Origin of the sequence: Polynucleobacter sp. AP-Jannik-300A-C4 (assembly GCF_018688335.1) — a bacterium.
GTDB lineage: Bacteria > Pseudomonadota > Gammaproteobacteria > Burkholderiales > Burkholderiaceae > Polynucleobacter.
In genome coordinates, this window is sequence record NZ_CP061316.1 from 788,718 (window position 1) to 802,767 (window position 14,050).

Here is a 14,050-nt window from a genome sequence, read left to right on the forward strand (position 1 = left end):
ATGCAATTGACCTTAACTCTTCCTGTTCTCTGCGCAATTCCACTGGCGCCATTATTTGGCTCAGCTATTGCAGGATTCTTTGGTACTAAATTAGGCGGCAATCGCATCGGAAATGGTGCTTGCCAGTTTGTCACCATTCTCGGTGTGATGATCGCTTTCGTCCTGTCTTGCTTTGTCTTGGTGCAAGTAATGGATGGCTTTTATTTCAACGGTACCGTCTATCGCTGGATGCAATTAGGTGAGCTCAATCTTGATATCGGCTTCTTAATTGACCCACTGACAGCGACAATGATGTGTGTGGTGACGTTTGTATCTTTGATGGTTCACATTTACACCATTGGTTATATGAAGGGCGAAGAGGGCTATAACCGCTTCTTCTCCTATATCTCCCTCTTCACCTTCGCCATGTTGATGTTGGTGATGAGTAACAATCTCTTGCAACTCTTCTTCGGTTGGGAAGCAGTGGGTGTAGTTTCTTATTTGCTGATTGGCTTCTACTACGAGCGTCAATCTGCTGTATTTGCCAATATGAAGGCCTTCTTGGTTAATCGTGTTGGTGACTTCGGCTTCATCCTCGGCATTGGCTTGCTATTGGCTAGCACTGGCTCTATGCAATACGATGTGATCTTTGCTCAGAACACAGCACTGGCTGCCCAAACATTACCGGGTACTAGCTGGAATTTAGTTACCGTAGCATGTATCTGCCTCTTTATTGGCGCAATGGGTAAATCAGCTCAGTTCCCATTGCATGTTTGGTTGCCAGACTCTATGGAAGGCCCAACCCCAATTTCTGCATTGATTCATGCTGCAACGATGGTGACAGCCGGCATCTTTATGGTGTCCCGCATGTCGCCTCTATTTGAGTTGTCTGATGCTGCATTGAGTTTCATCTTGGTAATTGGTTCGATCACCGCGCTCTTCATGGGCTTCTTAGGCATCGTTCAAACTGATATTAAGCGGGTAGTTGCTTATTCAACGCTCTCCCAATTAGGCTATATGACTGTAGCCTTGGGAGTGTCTGCTTACCCAATCGCCATATTCCATTTGATGACGCACGCATTCTTTAAGGCGCTCTTGTTCCTCGCTGCGGGTAGCGTGATTTTAGGTATGCACCATGAACAAGATATGCGCAAGATGGGCGGACTCTGGAAGTACATGCCAATCACTTGCTTGATGATGTTATTAGGTAACTTAGCATTGATCGGTACGCCATTCTTCTCTGGCTTCTATTCCAAAGACTCCATCATCGAAGCGGTAGCTGCTAGCCACATTCCTGGCTCTGGTTTTGCTTACTTCGCAGTGATGGCCAGCGTTTTTGTAACAGCTCTATATTCCTTCCGTCTGTACTTCTATGTGTTCCACGGTAAAGCCCGCTGGGGACATGCTGATGCTCATGCACATGATCACCATCATGATCATGCAGAGCAGGGTGACGATCATCCGCATCATGGTTTAGCTCCCGGTGAAAAACCGCATGAGTCACCATTTGTTGTGACCTTGCCTTTGATATTGTTAGCGATTCCTTCAGTGATCATTGGCTACTTCACGATTACGCCCTTACTGTTTGGTACTTATTTTGGCGATTCAATCTTTGTTGATATTGGCAAACATCCAGCCATGAAGGAGCTTGCTGAAGAGTTCCATGGTCCGATTGCTATGGCAATGCATTCATTGACTTCACCAGTATTGCTCCTAGTGGTACTAGGTGTATTAACTGCTGCGATTGGTTACCTCTGGGCACCAAAGTTGCCTGGCGTTGTTGCACAAGCATTTGCTCCTATCAAGAAACTCTTGGATAACAAATACTATCTCGATGATTTAAACCAAGCGGTGTTTTCTAAAGGCCTGCTGTGGATCGGCGGTATCTTATGGCATCGTGGTGATCAACAGGCTATTGACGGCTTCTTGGTTAACGGTAGCGCGCATGCAGTAGGGCGCTTTTCTGCAGTGATCCGCCATTTGCAATCCGGTTATCTCTATCACTATGCCTTCGCAATGATTGCAGGCTTAGCGGTATTGTTAGCTTGGGTTTTGTACGCTTACCTGCCTTTTGTTCGCTAGGCCTTTGTTACTTAAGTAGCCATCATGATTCTTTCTTTCGCCATCTGGATCCCGATTTTTTTCGGCATCATTATTTTGTTCTACGGTTCAGAGAGACCGACGGCCGGCGTTCGCTGGTTGGCACTCTTTGGTTCCATATTGGGCTTTATTGCAACCCTCCCACTCATCATTCATTTTGATATTGCCAATCCTGGCATGCAGTTTGTTGAAAAGATGAGCTGGATTCCTCGCTATGATATTAACTACCACCTAGGTATCGACGGCATCTCAGTTTGGTTCATCGTTTTAACTGCATTTATTAATATTTTTGTGGTGATAGCTGCTTGGGAAGTAATTGATAAGAAGGTGTCTCAGTACATGGCTTCTTTCTTAATCCTTTCTGGATTAATGATTGGCGTCTTCGCTGCTTTAGATGCCTTGTTGTTCTATGTATTCTTTGAGGCAACTTTAATTCCGATGTACATCATCATCGGTGTGTGGGGTGGTCATAACCGCATCTACGCTGCATTTAAGTTCTTCCTATACACCTTGCTTGGCTCACTGCTCACTTTGATTGCCATGCTCTATTTGTACAACGTGACAAATACCTTCGAAATCTTGGCTTGGCACAATGCTCGCCTCGATATCGTTGAGCAAATTCTCTTGTTCTTCGCCTTCTTCATGGCATTTGCTGTGAAGGTGCCAATGTGGCCTTTGCATACTTGGTTGCCAGACGTACACGTTGAAGCACCAACAGGTGGTTCGGTGGTACTGGCAGCAATTATGTTGAAACTGGGTGCTTATGGCTTCCTACGTTTCTCATTGCCAATTGCCCCTGATGCCAGTCAGTATCTTGGCCCATTTGTGATCTTCTTATCTTTGGTGGCTGTAATTTATGTTGGTGCAGTTGCCTTGGTTCAAAAAGATATGAAGAAGTTAGTTGCGTATTCATCAGTAGCGCACATGGGCTTTGTGACTCTCGGCTTCTTCCTCTTTAGTCCGCTGGGGATTGAGGGCGGTATTGTGCAGATGATTTCTCATGGCTTTGTTGCTGGTGCCATGTTCCTCTCAATCGGTGTCCTGTATGACCGTATGCATACCCGTCAAATTGCAGATTACGGTGGTGTGGTTCACCGTATGCCTGCGTTCACTGCATTTGCAGTCTTAATGGCAATGGCAAACTGTGGCTTGCCAGCTACCTCTGGTTTCGTGGGGGAGTTTATGGTGATTTTGGCTGCCGTAGATTATGACTTTGTAATTGGTATCTTGGCTGCAACCGCCTTGATTCTGGGCGCTGCTTATTCCTTGTGGATGGTCAAGCGCGTTTTCTTTGGTGCAATTACCAACAAGCATGTTGAGGAATTGAAAGATCTCAATGCGCGCGAGTATTTCATGATGACAGTACTGTCCATCTGTGTAATTGGAATGGGTGTTTATCCGAAGCCTTTTACCGACATTATTCATCCGTCCGTGATTAATCTGCTGCAGCATGTTGCTGTAAGCAAACTCTGAGTAAAAGCCAATGCAAGCATTCGACCTATACGCCGTCCTGCCGGAACTCGTTTTACTTGTAGTCGCCTGTCTTTTATTGGTGGCAAGTGTTTACGTGCCTGAGCGTCAGCCAGCCACCCCTGGAGTAGAGCAAGATATCTTCCACACACCACGTGGCGTTGGCTTTGTTTATTTCTTCTCGATCATTTTGCTGGTGTATTTGATCTTTGCATTTTTAGGTCGTATTGGAGATGTTTCGGTCGTTGCTATGAATGGCCTGTTTCAGTCCGATCCTATTTCAAACCTTCTCAAGGCATGCTCATGTGGTGCTGTGTTAGTGAGCTTGGTATATTCAAAGCAATATCTCAGCGATCGCGCACTCTTCCGTCCTGACTTCATCGTTTTGGCTTTATTGGCCTTGTTAGGGCAGTGCATCCTAATCTCTGGTGCTAATCTATTGACTCTTTATTTGGGTCTTGAGTTAATGGCTCTGCCAACTTATGCTTTGGTAGCTATGCGTCATAGCAGTGAGAAGAGTGTAGAAGCAGCTATTAAGTACTTTATTCTTGGCGCATTGGCATCTGGTTTCTTGCTCTACGGTATGTCTATGCTTTATGGCGTAACCGGTTCACTTGATTTAATTGAAATCTTCAGAACAGTTGCTGATCCACGTATTAATCATTTGGTGATGGCTTTTGGTTTGGTATTTATTGTTTCTGGTTTAGCTTTTAAGTTAGGTGTAGTGCCATTCCACATGTGGGTACCTGACGTGTACCAAGGCGCTCCAACAGCAGTTACTTTGATGATTGCTGCGGCTCCAAAGATTGCTGCCTTTGCTTTGCTATTCCGTCTACTGGTGAATACTTTATTGCCACTGATGGGCGATTGGCAGCCAATGCTGGTCTTGTTGGCAGTTCTGTCTTTAGTGGTGGGTAACGTCACCGCCATTGCGCAAACCAATATGAAACGCATGCTAGCTTACTCAGCCATTGCGCAAATGGGTTTTGTATTGCTTGGTATGTTGTCAGTTTTTGATGACCATGCTTTTGGCGCATCCATGTTCTACGCGATCACTTATGTATTAACTACATTAGGCAGCTTCGGCCTCTTAATGATGTTATCGCGCAAAGGTCATGATTGCGAAACTATTGATGATCTCAAAGGCTTGAATAAACGTCATCCATGGTTTGCCTTTATTGGCTTGGTAATGATGTTCTCTTTGGCCGGTATTCCGCCGACAGTAGGTTTTGCTGCCAAGTTGGGTGTACTCGAGGCATTAGTGGACGGCGGACATACCTTCTTGGCCATCATCGCCGTGATTGCTTCATTGATTGGTGCTTTCTACTACCTCAGAGTGGTGAAGGTGATGTACTTCGATGAGCCAAAAGAAGAGCATGCTGAAGAGATTTCTGGTTCTGGTTTTGCTCGTGGAATTTTGAGTTTGAATGCGATATTCGTTTTAGCTCTCGGCATCTTCCCAGCCGGACTCATGGCTGTTTGCCTCGATGCAATGCGCCGTACTCTATTGGGTTCATAAGCAAGCTATTTAAACTGATTTAGATGAAGGCTCCGAATAGGGGCCTTTCTCTTTTCTGTCATCTAGACTTTGTATGATGGATATTCAATTGATGAAAGATATACTATGACTGAAAAATTCTTTAAAGACTTGCCAATTGGCGATGCCCATTTGAGAGAAGAGCGCTTATCTGGTGAGGATATTTATGGCGGTATCTTTTTGAATATGAAGCGCGACCAAGTCAGCTTGCCTGATGGCAAGCAAGCAGTGCGTGAATACCTGACGCACCCTGGTGCAGTTGCGATTTTGGCTATCTTAGATGATGGTAGGGTGCTGATGGAGCGTCAATATCGCTACCCAATCGCAAAAGCTTGCATTGAAATTCCTGCGGGCAAGTTGGAGATTGGGGAAGATCGATTATTGTGTGCCCAGCGAGAGTTAGAAGAGGAGACAGGTTATTCCGCTAGCAAGTGGAGTTTTATCCGTCGCATCCACCCAGTGATTTCCTACTCGACAGAATTTATTGACATCTATCTCGCTGAAGGTCTGACCTCTGGGAAAAGCCGTCTCGATGATGAAGAGTTTTTAGACGTATTTGCCGCCCCTTTAGAGCAATTATTAGATTGGGTAGAGCAGGGTGAAATTACAGATGTAAAGACAACGATTGCTACTTACTGGCTAGACCGTTATCAACGTGGCCTAGTGAGCCCCACGCCTATTCCAGGGTAATTTCGTAATCCTATTAAAATAGAGATATTGAATTTAGCAATTTTGTCCCTATATAGGTCTTATGAAAGTTTATAACCTCGCTTGCCCAATGGATCATCGCTTTGAGGGATGGTTTGCCTCTGAGGAGGATTGTCTTGCCCAGCAAGACAAGGGAATGCTTGCCTGCCCTATTTGCGATAGCACCGAGATTACCCGGATGCCATCTGCCCCACATATTGCTAAATCGGGCTCCAGCAAGGAAATGCCCGCTTCAACTGAATTGACTGTTACCAGCCCTGGATCAGTAGATGCTAGCGGTGTTGCCAGCACAATCAGCGGCGATGTTGTTGCCCTGACTGGAAGCGATCATTCTCAATTAGAGGCACAGGTACAGGCAGCCTTTTTAAAGGGTATGCGTGAGTTAATGGGGCGTTCTGAGGATGTAGGTAGCGCGTTTGCAGAAGAGGCTCGCAAAATTCACTATAAGGAATCTCCTGAGCGGAGTATTCGTGGTCAAACCACTCTAGATGAGGCCGAGGCTTTACGCGATGAAGGAATTGAGGTCATGGCGATGCCCATGTTACCTGCCTTTAAAAACACGCTGCAGTAGCCAGTCCAACCCTAATTCCCCTATACTTAGTGTGCACCCAAAGTCTGGGTGTAACCATTGATCGGGATAGGAGATGTATTTATGAAACGCTTTTTTCTGGCGCTGTTTGCTGCTGTTCTAGCGCTCACTGTTGTGGCTTGCTCCAAGTCCTCTGATTCCAAAGAAATTAAGGTTGCTGTTTCCCCCGCATCTCCCCCCATGCTGTTTGATGACAAGGGGCAGATCATTGGTGCAGATATGGATATTTTCCAGGGTTACTGCCAGTCTCGCGGCTGCACTTTGAAGGTGACTCCTTATGATTGGGCTGGAATGTTGGGTGCTGTTTCTAGCGGCCAAGCAGATGTTGCTTTCTCTGGCATTTCTATTACAGACAAGCGTAAAGAGGTAATGGATTTTTCCCAGCCTTACTATGACAATGCTTGGCATCTCGTCAGCATGAAGAATAAAAATATCCAAATCACGGATTTGAATCAACTTAAGAAATACTCCATCGGCTATCCGCGCGGCATGGCTTACGATGATCTGATTAAGAATGAGTTGGAGCCAAAGGGCTACTACTCCCTGAGCAAGGTCAAACTGTATCCCTCATATGCTGAGGTGATCACCGACCTGCAAAATGGCAATCTTGATCTGGCTTTTATTGAAGAGCCCGTATTTCTTAATTATGAGAACAAGTTGAAGTTACCAATTCAGAGTAGCTATGTGTTTACAGGCTTTGATAAGTTGGGCTTTGCTTTTGCTAAAGGCTCTAAATTGCGTGATGACTTTGATAAGTACCTCAATGAACTTGGCCCAGAAAAAATTAAAGCCATTCTAGATAAGTGGATGAAATAAACGCTGCTGATCAAGGTCTTAACTAGTAGTCGAAAGCCTGCCCTGTGACTTTTCTGGATATTCTTACCCAGTTAGCTCAGGGCATTTCTTATACGGTACTGGTAACACTCGTTTGCTCTGCAACCGGTTTAGTGGTGGGTTTATTTCTAGCAAGCCTGCGTCGTATGGATATTCCTTGGCTCATTCCGCTGATTGACAGCTATGCCTATGTATTTAGGGGTGTGCCAGTTTTGGTTTTACTATTTATGGTGTACTTTGGCTTGCCGGGGATTGGTTTTAAAGTCCCACCCTTGATGGCTATGGCACTGAGTTTGGGTCTAGTGGCATCTGCCTATTTGGCTGAGGTATTTCGGGGTGCATATAACTCAGTCGATCCCGCCGAAGTAATTGCAGCCCAAGCAATGGGGATGACGCGTATTCAGGTCCTCAGATTTATCGAGATACCGCAGATGTTACGATTCTCGATTCCAGGCATGGTCAATGAGTTCACTTCAGTTTTAAAGTATTCGCCATTTGCTTACACCGTTGGGATCCCGGAGATTACCAAGCAAGCTATGACATTGACCTCGACAACGCTGCGGGGTATTGAAGTCTATCTAGCGGTGGGCATCCTCTATTTTGTGATTTATAGAATTTGCTTGCTCGGTGTTCAGTTGTTGGCTAAACGCTATCAAATTCCGGGGATGAGTCCAGTATGACTACCAAGATGACATTATTCAAAGGGGTAATTTTGTGGCGTTAATTCAAGTGAGAGATTTGGTTAAGGAGTTTGGCGGACAAACAGTCCTTTCCAAGATCAATCTCGATCTCAATGAGGGGGAGGTCCGCGTTTTGATGGGCGCCTCTGGTTCTGGTAAGTCTACTTTATTGCGCTGCCTCAATCGCTTGGTTGAACCCACTTCAGGATCGATCGTATTTAGGGGTAGCGAGGTGTTGGGACCTGATGTTGATGTGCGAGAGTTGCGCAAGCAAATTGGTTTCGTATTTCAGCAGTTCGCTTTGTATAGTCATTTGACTGTTTTAGATAATGTCTCATTGGGTTTGCGCAAGCTGCATGGCATGGGCAAAGCAGAGGCGAAAGAAAAGGCTTTATTTGAGTTATCTCATTTTGAGATGACGCCACATCAAGATAAATACCCCTCGCAGCTTTCTGGTGGGCAGAAGCAGCGAGTTGCCATTGCGAGAGCGCTCGCTATGGATCCGGCAGTCTTAGTCCTCGATGAGCCCACTTCAGCATTGGATCCTGTGATGTCTAGAGATGTCGCCGATTTAATCAATCGCTTGCATGGCGAGGGCATCACTATGATTTGCGTTACACATGACCTCAACTTAGCGCGCAATATAGCAGATACAGTGATGTTCTTAGACCGTGGTGTTATTCGTGCTGATGATCGGATTGATACTTTGAGCAAGCACGCTGATCCAGAGATCAAAGCCTTCTTTGGTGCAGAGGAAAAGCGTTGATGGGAGGATGGCCATCCTTTGTCCGTGATCTCACGGAGCAGATGCCCTTAATTCTGACTGGGCTGGTGAAGACTTTGCAATTAGCCGGCTTGATTAGTGTTTCAGGTTTGCTTTTGGGCATTGTGGTGTTTTATCTCACCCTCAGCAAAAATCAGTATGTACGTAGCGCCATCAATGCTTATATCTCCTTCTTTATCGGAATGCCCTTAATCGTTTTGTTGTTCTTAATGTATTACGGCTTACCTCAATGGGGTGTTCGACTATCTCCATTTGCGGTGGCTTTTATTGGTTTTACCTTCAATGTGGCTGCCTACAATGCAGCGTATTTAAAGACTGCCTTTAATGGTTTAGACAAGACTCAACTTGAGGCAGCAAGTGTACAGGGCTTTAGCCCGCTGCAGATTTTTAAGTTCATTACTTTGCCGCAGGTCATTCGCTTTTCTATTCCAGCCCTCACTAATCAAGTGATTGCGAATCTAAAAGATAGTTCGGTTGCATTCTTGATTCAGTACACCGAATTCTTTGCTCGCATACAAGAATTGGCTGCAACAAACTTTCAATTCTTTAAAGCCTACCTCTTGGCTGCCTTGGTTTACCTAGCCTTGGTATCAGTGATTGTCTTATTTGCTCGCGCGATTGAGCGGCGCTACTTTATTCCTACTTAATCTCTAGGCCATAGGGTCGTGATAAAAAAATAGCGACCCAGAGGCCGCTATTGTTAGTGATAGGTAGCTATCGCAGTATTCATTACTTCGAAGTTGGCATGACAAACTCTGCGCCTTTAGCAATGCTCTCAGGCCAGCGCTGCATCACACTCTTTTGCTTGGTATAGAAGCGAACACCTTCTTTGCCGTAGGCATGCATATCGCCGAAGAGGGACTTCTTCCAACCGCCAAAACCATGCCAAGCCATTGGAACTGGAATAGGTACGTTGATACCAACCATGCCAACCTGAACGCGACGGGCAAATTCACGGGCAATATTGCCATCGCTTGTGAAGCAAGCAACACCATTACCATACTCGCAAGCATTCACCAGATTCAATGCGTCGGTAAAGTTCGCCACTCGCATGCAAGACAAGACTGGGCCGAAGATTTCTTCTAGATAAATCTTCATTTCTGGAGTGACGTTATCAAACAGGGTGCCGCCAATAAAGAAGCCATTCTCATGACCTGGTACTTTTAATCCGCGACCATCTACGAGTAACTTGGCGCCTGAAGCTACGCCGCTCTCAATGTAGCTAGTAATGCGCTCTAAGGCGGCCTTCGTAACGATTGGGCCCATTTCAGCATCGAGTTCCATGCCGTTCTTGACCTTTAAGGTCTTGGTCCGCTCAATCAGCTTTGGCATGATTTTCTCTGCTACATCGCCAACTAAAACGGCTACAGAAATTGCCATGCAACGCTCGCCAGCAGAACCGTAGGCCGCACCAATCAAAGCATCAATCGTTTTATCGATATCTGCATCGGGCATGACAACCATATGGTTCTTAGCGCCACCCAATGCCTGTGAACGCTTGCCAAAGTGTGCGCAACGCTCATAAATGTAGTTAGCAATTGGGGTTGAGCCGACAAAGCTCACTGCTTTGACATCAGGGTTCTCAATTAAAGCATCAACAGCCTCTTTGTCGCCCTGAACAACGTTAAATACACCGTCAGGCAAACCCGCCTCTTTTAAGAGCTTGGCCATCAACAGGGAAGCTGAAGGATCGGTTGGGCTTGGTTTCAGGATGAAGGTATTACCGCAAGCAATGGCTACCGGGAACATCCACATTGGCACCATCACGGGGAAGTTAAATGGGGTAATACCAGCAACTACTCCCAAAGGCTGACGCATGACCCAGTTATCAATATCGGTAGAGACTTGCTCGGTGTAATCACCTTTTAGCAGTTCTGGAATGCCGGTAGCAAATTCAACGATATCAATACCGCGCGTGACTTCACCCTGGGCATCAGTAAATACCTTGCCGTGTTCGGCGGTAATAATGGCAGCCAATTCGTCACGATGGGTATTGAGTAGTTCAAGATACTTGAACATGATTCGTGCGCGGCGCAGTGGGGAGGTTTGGCCCCAGCTCTCAAAAGCCTTTTGGGCAACTGCCACGGTAGCATCAACATCCTTGCGGCTGGCTAAAGAAACCCGTCTAGCGACCGCTCCAGTTGAGGGGTTAAAGACGTCGGCAAAACGACCGTCTTTTGGGTTGACGACTTTACCATCAACAAAATGACCAATATCTTCTTTTGATTCAAAGGCTTGCGGTGTTCTCATAGATTTTGCCTAATATTTTTTATAGTTTTGGGGTCAATAGACTTGGTCGGATTGATGTCCGCAGAAGTCTGTAGCCTCGTTTATCCTACCATTTCTATTTTATCGCTTTCATTACTTTTTCGTTTTTCAGGATCCAAGGGCATTTAAATGAGTCTTCTATTTTCTAGTTACACGCTGAGCTCACCAAAGGGCGATTTAAAGCTCCCTAATCGCATCGTTGTGGCACCCATGTGCCAATACTCGGCTGTTAATGGCGAGGCCCAGGATTGGCATTTAATGCACTGGGGCAATCTCTTAAATAGCGGTGCAGGCTTGTTCATTATTGAGGCCACTGGTGTTACACCAGAGGGGCGCATTACTCCTGCTTGTCTTGGCTTATGGGATGACCGTACGGAGGCCGCCCTCAAGGATAAGCTGAGTAGGGCTCGTAAGCTGGCACCAGCAACCCCTGTTTTCATTCAGTTGGCGCATGCTGGCCGGAAAGCTTCTAGTGCCACCCCCTGGGAAGGCGGGCAATTGCTTTCTAAAGAGCAGGGTGGTTGGGACACGCTTGCCCCTTCGGCTATTCCTCAGCTGAAGGATGAGCGCTTGCCTCATGAACTCTCTAAAACGGAGTTGGCAGAACTGATTGAAGCATTTGTTGTCGCGGCGCATCGTGCTGAGCGCATTGGTGTGGATGGGATCGAATTGCATGGGGCGCATGGCTACCTCTTACATCAATTTTTATCGCCAATCGCCAATCAGCGCACTGATGAATACGGTGGTTCTTTTGAGAATCGCATCCGCTTCCTCTTGGAATTATTTGCAGCAGTACGTAATGCATATCAAGGCGTATTAGGCATTCGGATTTCTGCCAGCGATTGGATTGAGGGTGGTTGGACTCCGCAGGAGACTGCAGATTTTGCATCCCGTCTCAAACCATTGGGATGTGATTTTGTACATATCTCATCGGGGGGTATTTCACCATTGCAAAAGATCGCGATAGGGCCAAATTACCAAGTGCCATTCGCCAAAATCGTAAAAGATCAATCTGGTTTGCCTACGATGACAGTTGGCTTGATTACAGAGCCTCAGCAAGCAGAAGATATTCTCCAAAAGGGAGATGCAGATTTGATTGCTTTAGCCCGTGCATTTTTATACAAGCCACGATGGGCCTGGGAGGCCGCTGCAGCCTTAGGTGGCACGGTGCCTTCAAATGAGCGTTACTGGCGTTGTCTACCACGTGAAGCTCAGGCTATATTCGGTGATGTCAAAGTAGGGCAGCGATAATAGAGTCCCATCCCATATTCAATCCCTAATAAAAACATCACTGAGTTATTCATGAAGCAACACTCTGTAAGAGAATCTTGGCTGGAAGACGCCGTAAGACATTTAGAGCCTGTATTTTCAAAAGCGGGCTACGCAATTCCGCCCGTTCGCGTATCGTGCGGATTTCCGGCCTCTAGCAGTCCGAGAACAACGCTAGGGCAGTGCTGGCCTCGCGAGCGTTCTGGTGGCGGAGTAAACGAGATTTTCATTTCTCCAAAGTTAGATGATCCAGTTCAGCTCTTAGATACCCTGGTTCATGAGTTATGTCATGCGGTAGATGATTGCTTTAGTGGTCACGGCGAGGACTTTAAAGGCATCGCCCAGACTGTTGGTCTAGAAGGTCCTGCCAGAATGGCTCATGCTACCGAAGAGTTGATGGTGCGTCTGATGATGATTAGCCAAGAGCTTGGCCCATATCCGCATCAGGCAATTGTTTTCCCGCCACCAAGACCGAGCAATGCAAGTCGTAATAAAGCCAAATGTGCTCAGTGTGGATATGAGGTGACCTTATTAAAGAAGTGGGCTACCTATGGAGCCCCGATTTGCCCAAAAGATAATATTCGGATGCAAGAGACTGTAATTGAGACAATTGAAAATACGACGGAGCACGATACAGAATCAGTAACCGGCACTAAACCCAAGACCGATGAGATTCGTCGGGCGATTAGCTAAACCCATGTATGTTGAAGATCGGATGAGACATTAAATGAAGAAAAACAAAGTAGTTCAGAACCCAAAAATTGCTGTTATCGCTGGCGATGGAATTGGTAAGGAGGTCATGCCAGAAGGTATTCGTGCATTAGAGGCTGCTAATCAAAAGTTTGGTATTGGTATGCAGTTTGATCATTTTGATTTTGCTAGCTGTGATTACTATCTCCAGCATGGCAAGATGATGCCGGATGATTGGTTTGACACTCTGATGCAATACGATGCGATATTTTTTGGCGCAGTCGGTATGCCAAACATTCTTCCAGATCACGTCTCTTTATGGGGAAGTCTCATTCAGTTTCGTCGCTGCTTTGACCAGTACGTCAATTTGCGACCAGTTCGATTGTTGCCCGGTGTGCCATGCCCCTTAGCAAACCGAAAGCCTGGAGATATTGATTTTTACGTCGTTCGTGAAAATACCGAGGGTGAGTATTCGAGTGTTGGCGGGAAGATGTTCCCGGATACTGATCGAGAGTTTGTGATTCAAGAGTCTATCTTTACAAGACAAGGGGTGGATCGCATTCTTCAGTATGCATTTGACCTTGCGCAAAGTCGTCCCAAAAAACATTTAACCTCTGCCACTAAGTCCAACGGAATTGCAATCACCATGCCCTATTGGGATGAGCGAGTTGAGGCAATGGCTAAGCAATTTGGCGATGTGAGAATGGACAAATACCATATTGATATCTTGGCTGCACACTTTGTGATGAACCCAGACAGGTTTGATGTTGTAGTGGCCAGCAATTTATTTGGAGATATCTTGTCAGACTTGGGTCCAGCATGCACCGGAACAATTGCAGTTGCGCCATCAGGAAGTATTAATCCAGAAGGAAAATTCCCCTCCTTATTTGAGCCGGTACATGGATCAGCACCTGATATCTTTGGCAAGATGATTGCCAATCCAATTGGACAGATCTGGTCAGGCTCAATGATGTTGGATCACCTGGGTTATCCAGAGGCTGGCAAGGCTATCTTCAATGCAATTGAGCGAGTTCTTGCTGCAGATAACTCCCCATTGACGCCTGACTTAGGTGGCAAGTCTCGTACGGATGACTTAGGTAAGGCGATCGCAGCCGAAATCTAAATTGGTTTTAGCTATGCAG

Annotated in this window: 13 protein-coding genes; 12 read left to right on the top strand and 1 reads right to left on the bottom strand. The window is 46.2% G+C overall.

The window, feature by feature from the left end:
* The 9 genes from nuoL to FD975_RS04185 all read left to right on the top strand — a co-directional run bounded on the left by nuoL (nt 1) and on the right by FD975_RS04185 (nt 9,328).
* Entirely contained in the window at nt 1-2,061 is a 2,061-nt protein-coding gene (gene nuoL, locus FD975_RS04145; RefSeq protein ID WP_215303354.1) for an NADH-quinone oxidoreductase subunit L, read from the top strand.
* Nucleotides 2,062-2,085: 24 nt separating this feature from the next.
* Complete coding sequence (locus FD975_RS04150) at nt 2,086-3,552, top strand: NADH-quinone oxidoreductase subunit M (protein WP_215303356.1); 1,467 nt, start codon at nt 2,086-2,088, stop codon at nt 3,550-3,552.
* A gap of 10 nt (nt 3,553-3,562) precedes the next feature.
* Nucleotides 3,563-5,068, top strand: a complete 1,506-nt coding sequence (gene nuoN / locus FD975_RS04155; RefSeq protein WP_215303357.1) for an NADH-quinone oxidoreductase subunit NuoN — start codon at nt 3,563-3,565, stop codon at nt 5,066-5,068.
* A gap of 105 nt (nt 5,069-5,173) precedes the next feature.
* Entirely contained in the window at nt 5,174-5,776 is a 603-nt protein-coding gene (locus FD975_RS04160; protein ID WP_215303359.1) for an NUDIX domain-containing protein, read from the top strand.
* A 61-nt stretch (nt 5,777-5,837) separates the two neighbouring features.
* Nucleotides 5,838-6,365 carry a DUF1178 family protein gene (locus FD975_RS04165; RefSeq protein ID WP_215303361.1) on the top strand — a complete coding sequence of 176 codons (528 nt, stop codon included), beginning with the start codon at nt 5,838-5,840 and terminating at the stop codon, nt 6,363-6,365.
* Between the two features lie 81 nt (nt 6,366-6,446).
* A complete protein-coding gene (locus FD975_RS04170; protein ID WP_215303362.1) occupies nt 6,447-7,199 on the top strand; it encodes a transporter substrate-binding domain-containing protein in 753 nt (250 codons plus the stop codon).
* A gap of 44 nt (nt 7,200-7,243) precedes the next feature.
* Nucleotides 7,244-7,897, top strand: a complete 654-nt coding sequence (locus FD975_RS04175) for an amino acid ABC transporter permease (protein ID WP_215303364.1) — start codon at nt 7,244-7,246, stop codon at nt 7,895-7,897.
* A 34-nt stretch (nt 7,898-7,931) separates the two neighbouring features.
* Nucleotides 7,932-8,663 (top strand): amino acid ABC transporter ATP-binding protein, encoded by a 732-nt coding sequence (locus FD975_RS04180; protein WP_215303365.1) that lies wholly within the window; start codon nt 7,932-7,934, stop codon nt 8,661-8,663.
* Complete coding sequence (locus FD975_RS04185) at nt 8,663-9,328, top strand: amino acid ABC transporter permease (RefSeq protein WP_215303366.1); 666 nt, start codon at nt 8,663-8,665, stop codon at nt 9,326-9,328. The genes FD975_RS04180 and FD975_RS04185 overlap by 1 nt, the downstream gene beginning before the upstream one ends.
* A gap of 82 nt (nt 9,329-9,410) precedes the next feature.
* Here FD975_RS04185 and FD975_RS04190 read toward each other — a convergent pair whose 3' ends face one another.
* Nucleotides 9,411-10,931 (bottom strand): CoA-acylating methylmalonate-semialdehyde dehydrogenase, encoded by a 1,521-nt coding sequence (locus FD975_RS04190; RefSeq protein ID WP_215303368.1) that lies wholly within the window; start codon nt 10,929-10,931, stop codon nt 9,411-9,413.
* Nucleotides 10,932-11,078: 147 nt separating this feature from the next.
* Here FD975_RS04190 and FD975_RS04195 point away from each other — a divergent pair, with 147 nt between their 5' ends.
* The 3 genes from FD975_RS04195 to FD975_RS04205 are packed head-to-tail and all read left to right on the top strand — an operon-like array spanning nt 11,079 to nt 14,031.
* Nucleotides 11,079-12,200 (top strand): NADH:flavin oxidoreductase/NADH oxidase, encoded by a 1,122-nt coding sequence (locus FD975_RS04195; protein WP_215303370.1) that lies wholly within the window; start codon nt 11,079-11,081, stop codon nt 12,198-12,200.
* Nucleotides 12,201-12,251: 51 nt separating this feature from the next.
* Nucleotides 12,252-12,911 carry a SprT family zinc-dependent metalloprotease gene (locus FD975_RS04200; protein ID WP_215303371.1) on the top strand — a complete coding sequence of 220 codons (660 nt, stop codon included), beginning with the start codon at nt 12,252-12,254 and terminating at the stop codon, nt 12,909-12,911.
* Nucleotides 12,912-12,945: 34 nt separating this feature from the next.
* The gene (locus tag FD975_RS04205) at nt 12,946-14,031 is read left to right on the top strand and encodes a tartrate dehydrogenase (RefSeq protein WP_215303373.1); all 1,086 of its coding nucleotides are present in this window, start codon (nt 12,946-12,948) and stop codon (nt 14,029-14,031) included.
* Nucleotides 14,032-14,050 lie beyond the last annotated feature (19 nt).

Excerpts from the sequence above, each read along its gene's own strand:
- FD975_RS04150 (WP_215303356.1), top strand. The coding sequence starts at position 2,086 with ATGATTCTTTCTTTCGCCATCTGGATCCCGATTTTTTTCGGCATCATT.
- FD975_RS04185 (WP_215303366.1), top strand. The coding sequence starts at position 8,663 with ATGGGAGGATGGCCATCCTTTGTCCGTGATCTCACGGAGCAGATGCCC.
- nuoN (WP_215303357.1), top strand. The coding sequence starts at position 3,563 with ATGCAAGCATTCGACCTATACGCCGTCCTGCCGGAACTCGTTTTACTT.
- FD975_RS04195 (WP_215303370.1), top strand. The coding sequence starts at position 11,079 with ATGAGTCTTCTATTTTCTAGTTACACGCTGAGCTCACCAAAGGGCGAT.
- FD975_RS04190 (WP_215303368.1), bottom strand. The coding sequence starts at position 10,931 with ATGAGAACACCGCAAGCCTTTGAATCAAAAGAAGATATTGGTCATTTT.
- FD975_RS04205 (WP_215303373.1), top strand. The coding sequence starts at position 12,946 with ATGAAGAAAAACAAAGTAGTTCAGAACCCAAAAATTGCTGTTATCGCT.
- FD975_RS04165 (WP_215303361.1), top strand. The coding sequence starts at position 5,838 with ATGAAAGTTTATAACCTCGCTTGCCCAATGGATCATCGCTTTGAGGGA.
- FD975_RS04160 (WP_215303359.1), top strand. The coding sequence starts at position 5,174 with ATGACTGAAAAATTCTTTAAAGACTTGCCAATTGGCGATGCCCATTTG.
- FD975_RS04170 (WP_215303362.1), top strand. The coding sequence starts at position 6,447 with ATGAAACGCTTTTTTCTGGCGCTGTTTGCTGCTGTTCTAGCGCTCACT.
- FD975_RS04200 (WP_215303371.1), top strand. The coding sequence starts at position 12,252 with ATGAAGCAACACTCTGTAAGAGAATCTTGGCTGGAAGACGCCGTAAGA.
- nuoL (WP_215303354.1), top strand. The coding sequence starts at position 1 with ATGCAATTGACCTTAACTCTTCCTGTTCTCTGCGCAATTCCACTGGCG.